Origin of the sequence: Pseudonocardia endophytica (genome assembly GCF_004339565.1) — a bacterium.
GTDB lineage: Bacteria > Actinomycetota > Actinomycetes > Mycobacteriales > Pseudonocardiaceae > Pseudonocardia > Pseudonocardia endophytica.
On sequence record NZ_SMFZ01000002.1, the window covers coordinates 470,578 to 485,895 of the forward strand.

At 72.1% G+C, this 15,318-nt stretch carries 18 protein-coding genes and 3 tRNA genes; 13 read left to right on the forward strand and 8 right to left on the reverse strand.

The features are described from left to right. Window positions 1–220: 220 nt before the first annotated feature. Both rpmF and mrf read right to left on the reverse strand, forming a co-directional pair. Window positions 221–394, reverse strand: a complete 174-nt coding sequence (rpmF, locus tag EV378_RS21050) for a 50S ribosomal protein L32 (protein ID WP_132428919.1) — start codon at window positions 392–394, stop codon at window positions 221–223. Further along, window positions 394–1,641 carry a ribosome hibernation factor-recruiting GTPase MRF gene (gene mrf / locus EV378_RS21055; RefSeq protein WP_243653684.1) on the reverse strand — a complete coding sequence of 416 codons (1,248 nt, stop codon included), beginning with the start codon at window positions 1,639–1,641 and terminating at the stop codon, window positions 394–396. Before mrf ends, rpmF begins: the two co-directional genes overlap by 1 nt. A gap of 357 nt (window positions 1,642–1,998) precedes the next feature. Here mrf and EV378_RS21065 point away from each other — a divergent pair. From EV378_RS21065 to rplA, 10 genes are all read left to right on the forward strand, one after another. Beyond that, a tRNA-Thr gene (locus EV378_RS21065) sits at window positions 1,999–2,071 on the forward strand. A 26-nt stretch (window positions 2,072–2,097) separates the two neighbouring features. Beyond that, window positions 2,098–2,173 (forward strand) — tRNA-Met (locus EV378_RS21070). A gap of 40 nt (window positions 2,174–2,213) precedes the next feature. Then, window positions 2,214–2,381, forward strand: coding sequence for a 50S ribosomal protein L33 (rpmG, locus tag EV378_RS21075; RefSeq protein ID WP_029240095.1), 168 nt, complete (start codon window positions 2,214–2,216; stop codon window positions 2,379–2,381). A 3-nt stretch (window positions 2,382–2,384) separates the two neighbouring features. Beyond that, window positions 2,385–2,834, forward strand: a complete 450-nt coding sequence (locus EV378_RS21080; RefSeq protein WP_132428923.1) for a MaoC family dehydratase N-terminal domain-containing protein — start codon at window positions 2,385–2,387, stop codon at window positions 2,832–2,834. After that, window positions 2,831–3,262, forward strand: coding sequence for a MaoC family dehydratase (locus EV378_RS21085; RefSeq protein WP_132428925.1), 432 nt, complete (start codon window positions 2,831–2,833; stop codon window positions 3,260–3,262). Before EV378_RS21080 ends, EV378_RS21085 begins: the two co-directional genes overlap by 4 nt. A gap of 106 nt (window positions 3,263–3,368) precedes the next feature. Further along, a tRNA-Trp gene (locus tag EV378_RS21090) sits at window positions 3,369–3,444 on the forward strand. A 133-nt stretch (window positions 3,445–3,577) separates the two neighbouring features. After that, a complete protein-coding gene (secE, locus tag EV378_RS21095; RefSeq protein ID WP_132428927.1) occupies window positions 3,578–3,946 on the forward strand; it encodes a preprotein translocase subunit SecE in 369 nt (122 codons plus the stop codon). Window positions 3,947–4,091: 145 nt separating this feature from the next. Continuing rightward, a complete protein-coding gene (gene nusG, locus EV378_RS21100; protein ID WP_424511271.1) occupies window positions 4,092–4,994 on the forward strand; it encodes a transcription termination/antitermination protein NusG in 903 nt (300 codons plus the stop codon). A gap of 76 nt (window positions 4,995–5,070) precedes the next feature. Next, entirely contained in the window at window positions 5,071–5,505 is a 435-nt protein-coding gene (rplK, locus tag EV378_RS21105) for a 50S ribosomal protein L11 (protein WP_132428931.1), read from the forward strand. Window positions 5,506–5,577: 72 nt separating this feature from the next. Continuing rightward, entirely contained in the window at window positions 5,578–6,294 is a 717-nt protein-coding gene (gene rplA / locus EV378_RS21110) for a 50S ribosomal protein L1 (RefSeq protein ID WP_132428933.1), read from the forward strand. 76 nt (window positions 6,295–6,370) lie between these two features. On the opposite strand, the gene EV378_RS21115 is transcribed toward rplA, so the two are convergent. From EV378_RS21115 to EV378_RS21130, 4 genes are all read right to left on the reverse strand, one after another. Beyond that, window positions 6,371–7,471, reverse strand: coding sequence for a CaiB/BaiF CoA transferase family protein (locus tag EV378_RS21115; protein WP_132428935.1), 1,101 nt, complete (start codon window positions 7,469–7,471; stop codon window positions 6,371–6,373). A 70-nt stretch (window positions 7,472–7,541) separates the two neighbouring features. Further along, window positions 7,542–7,829 carry a hypothetical protein gene (locus EV378_RS21120; RefSeq protein WP_132428937.1) on the reverse strand — a complete coding sequence of 96 codons (288 nt, stop codon included), beginning with the start codon at window positions 7,827–7,829 and terminating at the stop codon, window positions 7,542–7,544. Window positions 7,830–7,927: 98 nt separating this feature from the next. After that, complete coding sequence (locus EV378_RS21125; protein ID WP_132428939.1) at window positions 7,928–8,338, reverse strand: sterol carrier protein; 411 nt, start codon at window positions 8,336–8,338, stop codon at window positions 7,928–7,930. Window positions 8,339–8,454: 116 nt separating this feature from the next. After that, window positions 8,455–9,108 carry a response regulator gene (locus tag EV378_RS21130; protein ID WP_132428941.1) on the reverse strand — a complete coding sequence of 218 codons (654 nt, stop codon included), beginning with the start codon at window positions 9,106–9,108 and terminating at the stop codon, window positions 8,455–8,457. Window positions 9,109–9,332: 224 nt separating this feature from the next. On the opposite strand from EV378_RS21130, the gene EV378_RS21135 reads away from it, so the two are divergent. The 3 genes from EV378_RS21135 to EV378_RS21145 all read left to right on the forward strand — a co-directional run bounded on the left by EV378_RS21135 (window position 9,333) and on the right by EV378_RS21145 (window position 12,920). Further along, complete coding sequence (locus EV378_RS21135) at window positions 9,333–10,571, forward strand: sensor histidine kinase (protein ID WP_132432479.1); 1,239 nt, start codon at window positions 9,333–9,335, stop codon at window positions 10,569–10,571. Between the two features lie 210 nt (window positions 10,572–10,781). After that, window positions 10,782–11,888, forward strand: a complete 1,107-nt coding sequence (locus EV378_RS21140; protein ID WP_132428943.1) for an NDMA-dependent alcohol dehydrogenase — start codon at window positions 10,782–10,784, stop codon at window positions 11,886–11,888. Between the two features lie 45 nt (window positions 11,889–11,933). Continuing rightward, window positions 11,934–12,920, forward strand: coding sequence for a R2-like ligand-binding oxidase (locus EV378_RS21145; RefSeq protein ID WP_132428945.1), 987 nt, complete (start codon window positions 11,934–11,936; stop codon window positions 12,918–12,920). A gap of 99 nt (window positions 12,921–13,019) precedes the next feature. On the opposite strand, the gene EV378_RS21150 is transcribed toward EV378_RS21145, so the two are convergent. Beyond that, window positions 13,020–14,036 (reverse strand): LLM class F420-dependent oxidoreductase, encoded by a 1,017-nt coding sequence (locus EV378_RS21150; RefSeq protein ID WP_132428947.1) that lies wholly within the window; start codon window positions 14,034–14,036, stop codon window positions 13,020–13,022. Continuing rightward, window positions 14,033–15,310, reverse strand: coding sequence for a cytochrome P450 (locus EV378_RS21155; protein WP_132428949.1), 1,278 nt, complete (start codon window positions 15,308–15,310; stop codon window positions 14,033–14,035). Before EV378_RS21155 ends, EV378_RS21150 begins: the two co-directional genes overlap by 4 nt. Between the last annotated feature and the right edge of the window lie 8 nt (window positions 15,311–15,318).

The following is a 15,318-nucleotide window of genomic DNA, read 5'->3' on the forward strand; positions in this document are numbered from 1 at the left end:
CCCCGGGGCGCGCGGGGTAAGGGGTGTCCCTCAGTCCGCCCGGTGGGTCGAGGGCTGACCGATCATGGCGCGCGGAGCGGGGCGTCAGCGTGGCTTGATCGGCGGAAATGGCTGGACTGCGCCACCGGCGGCGCACCCCGACCGGTTCCGCCGATCATGGACCAGGGCGAGCGGGCGGCGTCAGGTCGGGAGCGCGCGGGCGTCGGGAGCCGGGCGGGCGTCATGAGCCGGGCGGAGGGAGGAGGCCGCGGCGATAGGCCGGGACGAGGTTGCGGGGCACGAGGTGCTTGCGCCCGTCGAGCGTCACGGGCACCAGGTCCGGGCGTGCGGCCTTCCACCGCGCACGACGGGTACGGGTGTTCGCGCGGGACAGGCGCCGTTTCGGAACGGCCATCAGCGTTCTCCTTCGTCGAGTCGTCCGGTCGCGTCGGACCGGGCCGGTAGGGGATCGGCGCACGGCTCGTCGTGCACGTGACCGAACGGGTCGGGCAGGTCCGCCCAGGACGCTCGGCCGAGGGCCAGCTCGTCGTCGGTCAGGAGCGCGGAACGCAGTGCGTCCTCGATCTCCGACGGGACGGCGCGGTGACACAGCACGACGACGTCCTGTGCCCGGTCGCCCCACCGCGGGTGCCACGCCAGGGACGCGAGGGCGCGCCGGTCGTCGTCCACCGCGTCCCACGCGGCGGCGTCACGCTCGGCCAGCCACTCGCCCGCCTGCGCGATCCGCAGCCCACCGCCCGCGCTCTCCAGCCACAGCACCGCGTCCGGACGGGTCGCCAGCCAGATCCGTCCGCGGGACCGGACCACGCCGTCGAGCAGGTGGTCGAGCGCGTCGTGCAGCCGCTCCGGGTGGAACGGCCGGCGCGCGGCGAACACGAGCGTGCGTACGCCGGCGTCGGACTCCAGTGGAGGGGCGCCGCGCAGGAGCGGGTCGTGCACGCCGCCCGGGACGCCGCGACGGGCCCCGGCGGGGAGGGCGGGGGAGAACACGTCGGCCGGCTCGAGGCCGGTCAGCCGGATCCGCGGTGCCAGCGGCGCGAGCCGGTCGAGCACGGCGTTCGCCCTGGCGAGCTCCCAGGCGTCCGGGGCGGCCGGAACGGTGACCAGCACGTCGGCGAACTCCGCCTGACCGACGGCCACCTGGGCGACCGTGCGCTCGTCGTCGGGCACTGTGGACAGCCCGCGCTCGGGGAGGGTGTCGTCGCCGGTCGCGTCGTCGAGCCAGCGCACCGGTTCGACGACCGTGACGACGCCGCGCAGCGACACCAGGTCGGTCACGGTCGGGCCACCGGGGGTGGCCGCCACCGCACCGAGCGCCCAGCAGACCGCCTCCGGCTCCAGCGCGGGGTCGAGGTGCAGCACGATCCGGCGGACCCGGCCGGCCAGCCGCGTGACGGTCGGCAGCACGTCCTCGCGGATCGTGCAGCTCACGCACCCGTGGGCGAGCTCGAGCAGCGACCGGCCGTCGGACCCGCCGACGCGCAGGCGCCGGTGCACCCGACCGCGTCGCAGATCCCGCAGGTCGTGATGCAGCACGACGAGCGCCGGGTCCCGTTCCAGCAGCCGCCCGGCGGCTGCTTCCGTCCCGTCCCTGTCCAGGCCCACGAGCACCACGAGCTCCGTCCGTTCCCGCTCCGCCACCGGCGACCTCCCGATCGTCTCCGCCTTGCCGACCGGCGTATCGTAAACGAAAACGATTGTCATCGTAGACGGAGGTTCCCACGGCACGCGGTACCGAGTTCCGTCCCGGTCGTCCGGATGCGGTCGACGGGTAGTGGCCGCCGAGCGAGAACCGGCACGTCCGGCTCCGCCTCTCGACGGAGGGGGTCGGGGCCGTCGACAAGATCGGGACCGAGGCCGCAGTGGCCAGCGTGCGAGCGGGCGGCGGACACGCCTGACCCGGTGGACGGCGGGCCGGCAACCCGGTGTCGGGCCGCCGGAACACGTGTGTAGAGTTGTGTCGGCCCGCCGGGGAGTGCGCTCCCCGGCAGGACTGCCGCCCCCTTAGCTCAGTCGGCAGAGCGTCTCCATGGTAAGGAGAAGGTCTACGGTTCGATTCCGTAAGGGGGCTCTGGCGGAGCGCGCTGAGCTTCGCATGGCGGTGTAGCTCAGTCGGTAGAGCAAACGGCTCATAATCGTTGTGTCGCCGGTTCAAGTCCGGCCACCGCTACCACACCGACGAGACACGACGTACCTGCTGGGAGGCACCCGCGATGGCCAAGGCCACTGACGTACGGCCGAAGATCACTCTGGCCTGCGAGGAGTGCAAGAACCGGAACTACATCACCAAGAAGAACCGGCGCAACGACCCGGACCGCTTGGAGATCAAGAAGTTCTGCCGGAACTGCGGCACGCACCGGGCGCACCGCGAGACTCGCTGACCGTTGCCCGACGCCTCATGGGTCGGGCACGTCTCCGAACCCGCCGGCCCGTACCAGGTCGGTCGCGAGAAGGTGCGCGAGTTCGCCATCGCGATCGGTGACGACTGCCCGCTGAGCCACGACCCCGACGCCGCCCGCACCGCCGGGCACCCGGACGTCATCGCGCCGCCGACGTTCCCGACGGTGTTCACCATGCCGGTGATCGAGTCGTTCCTGCGTCGTCCCGCGCTGGAGTGGGACTACACGCGCATGGTCCACGGCGACCAGTCGATCGCGTTCCACCGGCCGATCCACGCCGGGGACGAGCTGACCACCGTGATCCACGTCGACGACCTGCGCACCCGGGCCGGCAGCCACATGCTCACGTTGCGCTGCGAGGTCACCGACGACGCAGGGGAACCGGTCGCCACGACGCGCTCGATGCTGGTCACCGCGGCCGAGGACGCGTCGTGACGGACTTCGCCGCCGTCGAGAAGGGACACGAGCTGCCCCCGATCACCGTGCACCTCACGCGCGCGGACCTCGTCCGCTACGCGGGCGCCTCCGGCGACCGCAACCCGATCCACTGGAGCGACCGTGTGGCCACCGGGGCCGGGCTGCCCGGGGTGATCGCGCACGGGATGCTCACGATGGCGTTGGCCGGCCGGGTCGTCACGAACTGGACCGGCGACCCGTCGTCGGTCCGCAGCTACGGGACGCGCTTCACGCGGCCGGTCGTCGTCCCGGACGACGACGAGGGCGCCGAGGTCGAGCTGACCGGCACCGTCTCGAACGTCGAGGACGACGACGGCACGCGCGTCGCGACCGTCGACCTCGCCGCCCGGTTCGACGGCAAGACGGTCCTGGGCCGCGCCAGGGCCGAGGTCGTCCTGCCCTCCTGACGTCGTTCGGGGGGCCGCGCGGTCGGGCGTCCGGGCGCGTGCCGTACACTCGACGGGTCGGGCACGCCGGACTATCCGGTGTGCTCATCCCGCAATGCGGGCGCGTAGGGGTGTAGCTCAATTGGCAGAGCAGCGGTCTCCAAAACCGCAGGTTGCAGGTTCAAGTCCTGTCACCCCTGCCACTGCGCGGTACGGCGCCGGAACCTCCGGAACCCGCCCGACGGGCGGGTGTGCCGGGGCCGGTGGTGTGAGGACGAACGACGACGTGGACCGAGGACGGGTGAGCCGAGACCGTCCCGGGCGGAGGGCGTGGACGTGACTGACGAACGCGATCCGGAGCGGTCCGGGCGGGAACGCCCGCGCACCGCGGCGGACCGGCGTGGGCAGCGCGCCCGGCGCTCCCAGCAGCAGCGCGACGAGGCGACCGGGCGGACCGCGGGGAAGGGCCAGGCGACACCGTCGCGGAGCTCGTCGGCCACCGCGACGAAGGCTTCCCCGCCCGCCCGGCTGCTGCGGTTCCTCCGCGAGGTCGTGGCCGAGCTGCGGAAGGTCATCTGGCCGACCCGGCCGCAGATGGTGACCTACACGATCGCGGTGCTGGTCTTCGTCTCGTTCATGGTCGCGCTCGTGTTCGCCCTGGACAGCCTGTTCGCCGAGGGTGTGTCCCTGCTGTTCGGCAACTAGCCGGCGGCCCGTACCCACCACCTGAACAGCGACCGGTGACGCGCACGACACCGACGAAGGAAGCGAGAAGGACGTGACCTCCCCAGACGGCAGCCAGCGGCTGTCCGACCCCGAGAGCCCCGACGACGCCGCCAACGAGGCGGCCATCGAGGCCGTCGAGGAGCACACGGGCGCGGGTGACGACCTGCCCGAGCAGTCCGCGCAGGACGCGGACGTCGAGGTCGCGTACGGCGACGCCGAGATCTCCGACGACTACACCGACCCCGACGACGTCTCGACGCCCGGAGCGGCCGCCGAGACCGTCGAGGACGAGCGCGCCGAGGAGGCCGCCGAGGAGGCGGAGTCCCCGGAGGAGCAGGCGGCCGAGGCCACCGCGGAGGACGGCGACGACGACTCCGAGGAGCCGGACCCCGACGTCGACCCGGTCGAGGAGATGCGGACGGCACTGCGCCGCGCACCCGGCGACTGGTACGTCGTGCACTCCTACGCCGGCTACGAGAACAAGGTGAAGTCGAACCTCGAGACCCGGGCGCAGACCCTGGACGTCGAGGACTTCATCTTCCAGGTCGAGGTGCCCACCGAAGAGGTCACCGAGATCAAGAACGGCCAGCGCAAGCGGGTGCAGCGCAAGGTGCTGCCCGGCTACATCCTGGTGCGCATGGAGCTCAACGACCAGTCGTGGGGCGCCGTGCGCAACACGCCCGGCGTGACCGGCTTCGTCGGCGCGACCCAGCGGCCGTCGCCGCTGACGCTGGACGAGGTCCTCAAGTTCCTGCTGCCCAAGGTCGAGCCCGCCGAGAAGCAGCCGGAGAAGGCCAAGGCCGGCGCCTCGGCGCCCGCGTCGGACGGCGGCGGCAGCTCCGGACCGGCGATCGAGGTCGACTTCGAGGTCGGCGAGTCGGTCACGGTCATGGACGGCCCGTTCGCGACGCTCCCGGCGAGCATCAGCGAGGTCAACGTCGACGCCCAGAAGTTGAAGGTGCTGGTCTCGATCTTCGGCCGCGAGACGCCGGTCGAGCTCGGGTTCAACCAGGTCTCCAAGATCTGACCGGAGCACCACAGACGCCGCGACCCACAGGCAGGGGAGTCGCGGAGCAGTACATCGATCACGACAGGACAAGGCGATGCCACCCAAGAAGCGGAAGCTCTCCGCGATCATCAAGCTCCAGATCCAGGCCGGCGCGGCCACGCCCGCGCCGCCGGTCGGCCCCGCGCTCGGTCAGCACGGCGTCAACATCATGGAGTTCTGCAAGGCCTACAACGCGGCCACCGAGGCCCAGCGCGGCAACGTCGTGCCGGTCGAGATCTCGGTGTTCGAGGACCGCTCGTTCTCGTTCGAGCTGAAGACGCCACCGGCGGCCAAGCTGCTGCTCAAGGCGGCCGGCGTGGACAAGGGATCCGGCGAGCCGCACAAGACCAAGGTCGCCTCGGTGACCATGGACCAGGTGCGCGAGATCGCCGAGACGAAGATGCGCGACCTCAACGCCACGAACATCGACCAGGCCGCCAAGATCATCGCCGGCACCGCCCGGTCGATGGGCATCACGGTCGACGGCTGAGCAGCAGACACCCGTACGCGTGGGAGAGCCGGGCGCGGCTCGCACCACGAACTGACTCCCTAGGAGACACAGATGGCTAAGCGCAGCAAGGCCTACCTCGAGGCCGCCGCGAAGATCGACGCGGACGCCCTCTACTCGCCGCTGCAGGCGGCGAAGCTGGCCCAGGAGACGTCCAGCAAGAACACCGACGCCACCGTCGAGGTGGCGATGCGGCTGGGCGTCGACCCCCGCCGGGCGGACCAGATGGTCCGCGGCACCGTGAACCTGCCGCACGGTACCGGCAAGACCGCCCGCGTGATCGTGTTCGCGACCGGTGACAAGGCCACCGAGGCCGAGGCCGCCGGCGCCGACGCGGTCGGCGCCGAGGACCTGATCGAGCGGATCCAGGGCGGCTGGCTCGACTTCGACGCCGCGATCGCGACCCCGGACCAGATGGCGAAGGTCGGCCGGATCGCCCGCATCCTCGGCCCGCGTGGCCTGATGCCGAACCCGAAGACGGGCACCGTGACGCCGGACGTCACGAAGGCCGTCAACGAGATCAAGGGCGGCAAGGTCAACTTCCGGGTGGACAAGCAGTCGAACCTGCACATGATCATCGGGAAGGCGTCGTTCGACACCGAGAAGCTGGTGGAGAACTACGGCGCCGCACTGGACGAGATCCTGCGACTCAAGCCGTCCGCGGCGAAGGGCCGGTACGTCAAGAAGATCACGGTCTCGACGAACGTCGGCCCCGGGATCCCGGTCGACCCGAACCGCACCCGCAACCTCCTGGTCGACGACCAGGCCTGAGCGGTCCCATACCGAACGAGGGGCACCTTCGAGCACTCACAGTGCTCGAAGGTGCCCCTCGTTCGTGGGCGGGAGGTCAGGCCCAGTCGGCCAGCACCGAGTCGACGTCCTCCGCGTCCGACCGCTTGCCGGCCACCTGCGTGCCGGTGCGGGAGAACCGCGGGGCGGGTGCCGCCTGCGCGACGCCGTCCTGCGTGACAATCGTGTCCCGCGCCGCCAGGTGCGGGTGGTCGGCGACCTCGCCGAACGCCAGCACCGGCGTGACGCAGGCGTCGGTGTCCGCGAACACCGCGGCCCACTCGTCGCGGGTGCGGGTGGCGAACACCTCGGCGAACCGCTTCGACGTGTCGTCCCAGTGCGAGCGGTCGAACTGCTCACCGAGCTCGGACGGGTCGATGCCGAGTCCCTGCAGCAGCTGCGCGTAGAACTGTGGCTCGATCGAGCCGACGGCGACGTGGCGGCCGTCGGAGCAGGTGTAGGTGTCGTAGAACGGCGCGTGCCCGTCGAGCAGGTTGACGCCGCGGTCGTCGTTCCATGCGCCGTGCGCGAGCATCCCCCACACCATCTGCACGAGGACGCTGGACCCGTCGACCATGGCCGCGTCGACGACCTGGCCCTGCCCGGAGCGCTGCGCCTCCCACAGCGCGGACAGGATGCCGATCACCAGCAGCATCGAGCCGCCGCCGAAGTCACCGACGAGGTTCAACGGCGGCACCGGGCGCTCCCCGGGCCTGCCGATCGCGTGCAGCGCGCCGGTCAGCGAGATGTAGTTGATGTCGTGGCCGGCCCGCGTGGCCATCGGCCCGTCCTGCCCCCAGCCGGTCATCCGGGCGTACACCAGGCGCGGGTTGCGGGCGTGGCACTCGTCGGGTCCGACGCCGAGGCGTTCGGTGACGCCCGGCCGGTAGCCCTCCATCAGCACGTCGGCGTGGTCGACGAGGCGCAGGACGGTCTCCCGTCCCGCCGGGTCCTTCAGGTCGGCGGCGACCGTGCGACGTCCGCGCAGCGTCGGGTCCGGCACGTCGTCGGAGCCGAGGTTCAGCCCGCCCGACGGCCGGTCGACGCGGACGACGTCCGCGCCGAGGTCACCCAGGATCATCGCGGCGTGCGGGCCCGGGCCGATCCCGGCGAGCTCCACCACCTTGAGTCCGGCGAGCGGTCCGCTTCCACTGGTCACTGCAGGTACTTCCTCTCCTCGACCACGTCGTCCCGCAGGTGACCTTACGTCCCGCGTGGCCGGGACGAGGTCAGCGTTTTCCGGGCTGCACGGGTTGGTCGGCCGCCCACTCCCAGTAGCCCTGGGCGATCTCGTTCAGGTTGCGGCCCTCGTCGTCGCGCTCCTGGACCGTGAAGTGGTACCGGCCGGACTGCCACCGGTCCTTGTCCGCGACCTCGGTCAGGCACTCGCCGGCCCAGTCGTGCCAGCCGGCCGGGGAGTCCGGCGCGGGGTCGGGTGGCTCGCACTCGACGTCCGCGATCGGGTGCAGGTTGCCGCGCAGCGGCTGCCACTGGTGGACGTCGAGCCACAGACTCATGTGTCGGGCCTCTCCGGTGAGATCAGATCCCCGGACGCAGTATCGGGACGCGACCCCACCCCGGCGATCCGACGCGCCGATCTCACTCGAACGGTCGATCAGGCGGCCAGCAGGTCCTGGCGGCCGCGCTGCTCGAGGTTCTGCCTGTACGGGCCGAACAGCTGCTTGGCCAACGGCAGCACCTTGAGCAGCTTCGCGACCGGGCCCTTGGCGCGGACGTCGCCCTTCGCGAGCGCGACCGGCAGCACGACCTTGCCCAGCCAGAACCGGTTCCCGGTGTCGGCGGTCATGAACAGCTCGACGTTCGGGTCGGGGCCTGCGCCGGCACCCGTGTGGATCTCCGCGTTCGGCATGTCCACGGTGATGACCGCGTCCGGGTCGGTGTAGACGATCCGCAGGACCACGCCGGACGGCCCGAGCGCCTCGACCAGCTTCGGGTCCTCCAGGCCCATCCGGAACACGCCACCGAGGTAGTCGTAGACCTCGGCCTCGTCGGCGAACAGTGCCACCGGCTGTCTCCTCCCGTGCTGCGTCCGGGCGCCGTCGCCCGGCTTTCGGGGGAGTCTGCCGTGCCCCGGGTTCGACGGGCACGCCGCGGCCGGGCCAGGCGTGGCCCGGCCGGGCCTCACTCCGGATCGAGCAACCCGCAGCGTCCCGCGAGCGCGGCGGCCTCGATCCGGTTCGCGACGCCGAGGCGGTGCAGCAGCGAGGCGATCATGCGCTTCGCGGTGCGTTCGCTGACCAGGAGCGGGCGGGCGATGTCGGCCGTCTCCAGCCCGTGGGCGAGCAGGCGCCAGAGCTCGATCTCCTTGTCCGACAGCCGGTCCAGTAGACCGTCGGCGGTCCGGTCGGCAGCGACGAGCAGTGCGTCCAGCAGCTCGGCGCGGAGCACCCGCACCCCGGCGGAGATCGCCAGCAGTGGCGCGACGAGCACCTCGGGGTCCGCCGACTTGCCCAGGTAGCCCTCGGCGCCCGCGCGCAGGGCCGCCGCGGCGAGATCGAGGTCCTCGGTGCCGGACAGTGCGAGCACCCGGGTCGACGGGTACGACGACTTGATCCGCCGGATCGTCTCCACACCGCCCAGCGGGGGCAGCGCAAGGTCGACGATCGCGATGTCCGCCCGGTGCTTGCCGACGAGCGCGACGGCCTCCTCACCCGCCGTCGCGGACCCCTCGACGACGAACGTGTCCCCGGCGCGCGCCTGCAGCAGCAGGGCGAGACCCTGCGAGAACAAGGCGTGATCGTCCACGATCACCACCCGGAGCGGACCGTCCGGCACGGCGCCGACCCTAGTGCCGCGCCGCGGGGCGTCCGGCACCGGACTCGGTGGCCCAGGCGCGCCCGCAGGCGTCGTTGCCGCCCGTGCGAGGACGCCCGGTAGGAGCCGCGGGCGGCGCCGTGCCTGCGAACGCCTGGACCCGCCGGTCACGGCAACGACGCCCCACGACACGGCACTAGTCTTCCCCGACCAGCCTCCGATCCGCGGGAGTCGCAGTGGACGAGATGCCGGAGCGCACCGCCGAGGAGCGCACGGCCGTCGTGATCCGGGTCGCCGTCGTCGCGGCGACGGCGGTGCTGCTCGTGCTCGACCCGGACGTGGCGGGCGAGCGGTTCACGGTCGCCGCCGTGCTCGTCGCCGTCGCGGCCGTGTACGCGGCCGGGCTGCTGGTCGGTGGCCTGCGCGGGCCGCTACCGGTGAAGCCCGCGCTGCTGACCGGGGTGGACGGCCTGCTCGTGGTCCTGGCGTGCGGGCTCACCGGGGGTGCGCGGAGCCTGATGGTCGCGGCGCTGCCGCTGGTCGCCATCGCCGCCGCGCTGCGCGCGGGTCAGTCGGTCGCCCGGCTGGCCGCGCTCGCGCTCGGTGCCGGGTACACGGCGGCCGCCGTGCTCGGGTCCGAGCCGTCGCAGTCGCTCGGCTCCCGTGTCCTGATCGGACTGTGGTGGACCGGGTTCCTGCTGGCGACAGCCGTGCTCGTCGGCGTGTTCGTGCGGCTCCTGGAACGGCAGCTGGCCGTCGCGGCGGAGTCGCGGGCCCGCGCGGAGACCGAGCACGAGCGCTACCTCTCCGAACGGGCGCAGGGCCGGGCGCGGCTCGACGGAGCGCGCGTCGTGCTGCACGAGTTCCGCACGCCGGTCGCGTCCCTGACGGCGCTGTCCGCGGACCTGGCCGCCGACCGGCTCTCCGACGACGCCCGCCGACGCGCGACCGGCCTGCTCGCGGAGCACGCGGCACACCTGCGGGACATGCTCGACGGCCTGGCCGACCTCGCCGTCATCGACGGCAGTCCGCTCGGCAGGGTCCGTCCACGCCGGGTCGATCTGGCCGACCTCGCGGAGGCGGTGCTGGACGCGGCCGGCGTCGCGGAGGAGCGCCGACGCCCGCATGTCGAACCGGACGGCGCCGCCGTGCAGTGCGATCCGCAGCGGCTGCGTCGGCTGCTGACCAACCTCGTCGAGAACGCCGCCCGCCATTCCGGGGACGCGCCCGTCGAACTCGATCTGCGGCACGACGGCACGACGCTGACCGCGGAGGTCCGTGACCGCGGCCCGGGCCTGCCCGCCGGCCAGGAAGGACTGGTGACGGCGAAGGGGGTGGCGCTGGGGGAGCGCCGCGGCACGGCCGGGCTCGGGCTGTGGATCGCCGAGGCGCTCGCGACGGCGATGGCCGGAGAGCTGAGCCTGCTGCCACGCGACGACGGCGGGCTGGTGGCGCGTCTGGACCTGCCGCTCCCGCCGGCGTGACCCCGCGGCAGCGGGAGCGTTCCACTCGACCGCGTCGGCGGAATCGGCAGGTACGTTCCCGCGGCCGGGAGGACCGGAGCGTTCCACTCGGTCGGTGGCCGGCGTCGAGTGGCACGTTCGCGCGGTCTCGCGACGGCTGGCACGTGGGGGCCAGTGCTGGCGCCCACGGCGGGTGTGGGGCGCCGGTGACGTGCGCCATGATCCCGTGCCATGCGGACGACGGCGGCGGTGCTGTGGGAACCGGGCGGCAAGTGGGAGGTCGAGGAGGTCGAGCTCGACGGGCCGAAGGCCGGAGAGGTTCTCGTCGAACTGACGGCATCCGGACTCTGTCACTCCGACGAGCACCTGGTCACCGGTGACCTGCCCGTCGCGTACCCGATGGTCGGCGGTCACGAGGGTGCCGGACGGGTGCTCGAGATCGGCGAGGGCGTCACCGAGGTCGCCGTCGGCGACCCGGTCGTGATGACGTTCCTGCCGTCCTGCGGGCGCTGCCCGTACTGCGCGCGCGGCCTGCCCAACCTCTGCAACGACGGCGCGGGCGCCACGCTCGGCCCGCAGCTCGACGGGACCTACAGGTTCCACGCGCGGGGCGAGGACGTCGGGCAGATGTGCCTGCTCGGCACGTTCGCGAAGCACACCGTCGTCCCGGTGAAGTCCGTCGTGACGATCGACGAGGGCTTCCCGCTGGACCTCGCCGCGCTCGTCGGGTGCGGCGTCACCACCGGCTTCGGCTCGGCCGTGCGCAGCGCCGACCTGCGGGCCGGTGACTCCACCGTCGTGATCGGCGTCGGTGGCATCGGCGCGAACGCCGTGCAGGGCGCGCGGATCGCCGGCTGCCGGTACGTCGTGGCCGTCGACCCGGTCGAGTCCAAGCACGAGCACGCGAGGGCGCTGGGCGCCACGCACGTCGCGACGAGCATCGACGAGGCGTGGGAGATCGTGTCCGAGCTGACCCGCGGGCAGCTCGCGGACGCCGCGATCCTGTGCACCGGCGTGGCCGAGGGCGCCGACCTGCAGCCCGCTCTGCAGCTCGTCGGCAAGGGCGGACGCGTCGTCGTCACCGCGCTCGGGCACGCAGAACAGGACACGGCGTCGCTGTCGCTGCTGGAGCTGACGCTCTACGAGAAGCAGATCCGCGGCGCGCTGTTCGGCAGCTCCGCCGCGCAGCACGACGTCCCCCGCCTGCTGGAGATGCACAACCTCGGACAGCTCAAGCTCCGCGAGCTGATCACCAAGGAGTACACGCTCGAGCAGGTGAACGACGGTTACGCCGACATGCGCGCGGGCCGCAACATCCGGGGCCTGATCCGATACTGATCATCTGACGCCAGCCCACCACCGGACGGCAAGGGAGCCAGGAACGTGAGCACGAAGCGGACGATCGAGCACGGCAAGCGGGACGGGTTCGCCAGCCTGTCCCCGATGACGGGTGGGGGCCTGAACCCCGACTCGTTCCCGATGCGGCTGTTCCGCAAGGGTAACGCGAAGCCGTGGGACCCGGCGTCGATCGACTTCTCGCAGGACGCGAAGGACTTCGCCGCCATGACCGACGACGAGCGCTGGCAGACCTGCGCGCTGGCCGCGCAGTTCCTGGCCGGTGAGGAGTCGGTGACCCAGGACCTGCAGCCGTTCGTCGCGGCGATGGCCTCCGAGGGCCGTCTGGCCGACGAGATGTACCTGACGCAGTTCGTCTACGAGGAGGCCAAGCACACGCAGGCCTTCCGGCTGTGGTTCGACGCGGTCGGCATGACCGGCGACCTTCACGAGTACATCGACGACAACGAGCACTACATGCAGATCTTCACGCAGGCGTTGCCGGAGAGCCTGTACGCGCTGCAGAACGACCCGTCGCCGCGCAGCCAGATCCGCGCGTCGGTGACCTACAACCACATCGTCGAGGGCACGCTGGCGCTCACCGGCTACTTCGCATGGCACAAGATCTGCGCCGAGCGCGGCATCCTGCCCGGCATGCAGCAGGTGATCAAGCACATCGGCGACGACGAGCGCCGCCACATGGCGTGGGGCACGTTCACCTGCCGCCGCCACGTCGCCGCCGACGACGCGAACTGGGACCTCGTCGACGAGCGCATGCAGGAGCTCATGGTCCCGGCGATGGGCGTGGTCACCGGCACGGTGGACCGCTTCGGTGAGGGCGAGACGCCGTTCGGCATCGACATCAACGAGCTGGCCGAGTACGCGATGGACAAGCTCGGCCGCCGTCTCGGCGCGATCGAGTCCGCGCGCGGCGCCGACCTGCACGTGATCGACGTCGACGCCGAGCCGGAGAACCTCGAGGAGCAGTTCCACGCCGAGGACGAGCGGGAGCTCGTCGCGGCCGCGGCGGGCTGAGGCTCGGCCACCGGAGCGGTGACGTGAACACCACGGTCGTCCGGCAGCGTTCGGACAGCCGTGGTGTTCACGTCGAGGGCCGGTGGACCGTCCGGTCGCTCAGCCGACCAGGTCCACGATCTGGCGTAGGTGCTCCGGTGACCCGTCGACCACCATCGTCGTGATCAGCGAGTCCCGGAACACCGGCAGCTCCTCGGCGATCTTCGCGGCCGGCCCGACCAGGGAGATCTCCTCCACCATGGACGTCGGGACGGCCGCCGCGGCGTCGTCCTTGCGGCCGTCCAGATAGAGATCCTGGATTCGCGCGCAGTCGTCCGGATAGCCCATGCGCGCGAACACCTCGTAGTGGAAGTTCGCGCCGCGGGCGCCCATCCCTCCGATGTAGAGCGCGAGGAACGGGCGGATCCGGTCGGCGGCGGCCTCCACGTCGTCGTCGACCACGACCTGGACCATGCACACGACCTCGAAGCCGTCCGGGCGCCCACCGCGCGCGGCGAAGCCCTCCTCGAGCGAGTCCCGGTAGTGCCCGTCCTGGCGCGGCGCGTAGAACAGCGGCTGCCACCCGTCGGCGATCTCGGCGGCCAGCGCGACGTTCTTCGGGCCCTCCGCGGCGAGCAGGATCGGCAGATCCGTCCGGTACGGGTGCAACGTGGACCGCAGCGGCTTCCCGAGCCCGGTGCCGCCCGGGTAGGGGATCGGGTAGTGCGGCCCGTCGGACGTGACCTTCTCGCGCGCGATCGTGTCCTTCATGATCCGCACGTACTCGCGGGTGCGCGCCAGCGGCTTGGGGTACGGCTGCCCGTACCAGCCCTCGACGACCTGGGGTCCGGACGCGCCGACGCCGATCACCGCGCGCCCGCCGGACAGGTGGTCGAGTGTCATCGCGGCCATCGCCGTCGCGGTCGGGGTGCGGGCGGACATCTGCGCGACCGACGTGCCGAGCCGCATCCGCGACGTCCGCGCGCCCAGCCAGGACAGCGGCGTGAACGCGTCCGAGCCGTACGCCTCGGCCGACCACATCGAGTCGAACCCGAGGTCCTCGGCCGCGGCGACCTTCTCCTCGACGCCGGGCGGCGGCCCGGATCCCCAGTAGCCGAGAGCGAGCCCCAGTTTCACGAGCCGTCCTTCCCGACGGTCACCGGCAGGCGCTTGATGCCGTTGATGAAGTTCCCGGCCAGCCACTCCGGCTCGCCGACCGACAGGTCCGGCGCCCGCGAGAGCAGCTCGCCGAACAGCGAGCGCAGCTGCGTCCTGGCCAGGTGGGAGCCGAGGCAGAAGTGCGGGCCACCGCCGCCGAAGCCGACGTGCGGGTTCCTGTCCCGGGTGATGTCGAACTCCTCCGGGGCATCGAACGCGTCGGCATCCCGGTTGCCGGACATGTAGAACATCACCACCTTCTCGCCCTCGGCGATGTGCTGCCCGCGGATCTCGGTGTCGCGGGTCGCCGTGCGCCGGAACGTGAGCACCGGCGTCGCCCACCGCACGAACTCCTCCACGGCGGCGTCGATCCGGTTCTCGAAGTCGTCCACGAGCAGAGCCTTCTGCGACGGGTGCCGGTCCAGCGCCAGCACCGCGTGGCTGGCCGTCTGGCGGGTCGTGTCGTTGCCGGCGACGCAGAGCAGCACGAAGAACGCGGCGATCTCCTCGTCGGTGAGCGACTCGCGGTCGACCTCGGCCTGGACGAGCGCGGTCATCAGGTCGTCGGCCGGCTGCTCGCGCCGGGCCTCCGACAGCTCGAACGATGCCGTGTGCAGCGTCATCAGCCCGTTCAGCAGGACACCCATCGGGTCGCCGTCGCCGATGAACTCCGGGTCGTTCCAGGCGACCATGGCGTTCGCCGCGTCCGCGACCTCCTGGCGCCGCTCCTCCGGGATCCCGATCATCTCCGAGATCGTCCACATCGGAAGGCGGGCGGAGACGGCGGTGACGAAGTCGACCTCGCCCGAGGACCCCAGCAGGTCGTCGACGATCAGCCGGGCCTGGTTCGCGATCTGGTCCTCGATCTGCTTCGTGCGCTTCGGGGTGAACACCGAGGCGATCACCCTGCGCTGGGTCCGGTGCCGGGGCGCGTCCATCGCGAGGATGGAGTGCGCCGCCTCGAGCATGTCCTCCGGCACGTCCTCGAGCATGACGCCGCCGTACTGCTGGCCGGACGCGAACGCCTCGGCGTCCTTCGACACCGCGACGATGTCGGCGTGCGTGACGAGCGCCCAGAACCCGGGGGCCTCCGGGTCGGGCAGCAGGTCGGTCTCGGCCGGGCGGTGCCAGGACAGCGGGCGCTCGCGACGGAGCTCGGCGAACGACTCCTCACGCACGTCCGGCGGCTGAGCCCAGAACGCCTGGCTGGAGATGTCGATCGGGTCGTGCGGCCGCGTCTCGGTGGTGGTCACGGCGCTCC

Bases quoted from the DNA above. Each gene is read 5' to 3' on its own strand.
- rpmF (WP_132428919.1), bottom strand. From the start codon at position 394: ATGGCCGTTCCGAAACGGCGCCTGTCCCGCGCGAACACCCGTACCCGT.
- rpmG (WP_029240095.1), top strand. From the start codon at position 2,214: ATGGCCAAGGCCACTGACGTACGGCCGAAGATCACTCTGGCCTGCGAG.
- rplK (WP_132428931.1), top strand. From the start codon at position 5,071: ATGCCACCCAAGAAGCGGAAGCTCTCCGCGATCATCAAGCTCCAGATC.
- rplA (WP_132428933.1), top strand. From the start codon at position 5,578: ATGGCTAAGCGCAGCAAGGCCTACCTCGAGGCCGCCGCGAAGATCGAC.
- EV378_RS21120 (WP_132428937.1), bottom strand. From the start codon at position 7,829: ATGAGTCTGTGGCTCGACGTCCACCAGTGGCAGCCGCTGCGCGGCAAC.
- EV378_RS21135 (WP_132432479.1), top strand. From the start codon at position 9,333: ATGCCGGAGCGCACCGCCGAGGAGCGCACGGCCGTCGTGATCCGGGTC.
- EV378_RS21140 (WP_132428943.1), top strand. From the start codon at position 10,782: ATGCGGACGACGGCGGCGGTGCTGTGGGAACCGGGCGGCAAGTGGGAG.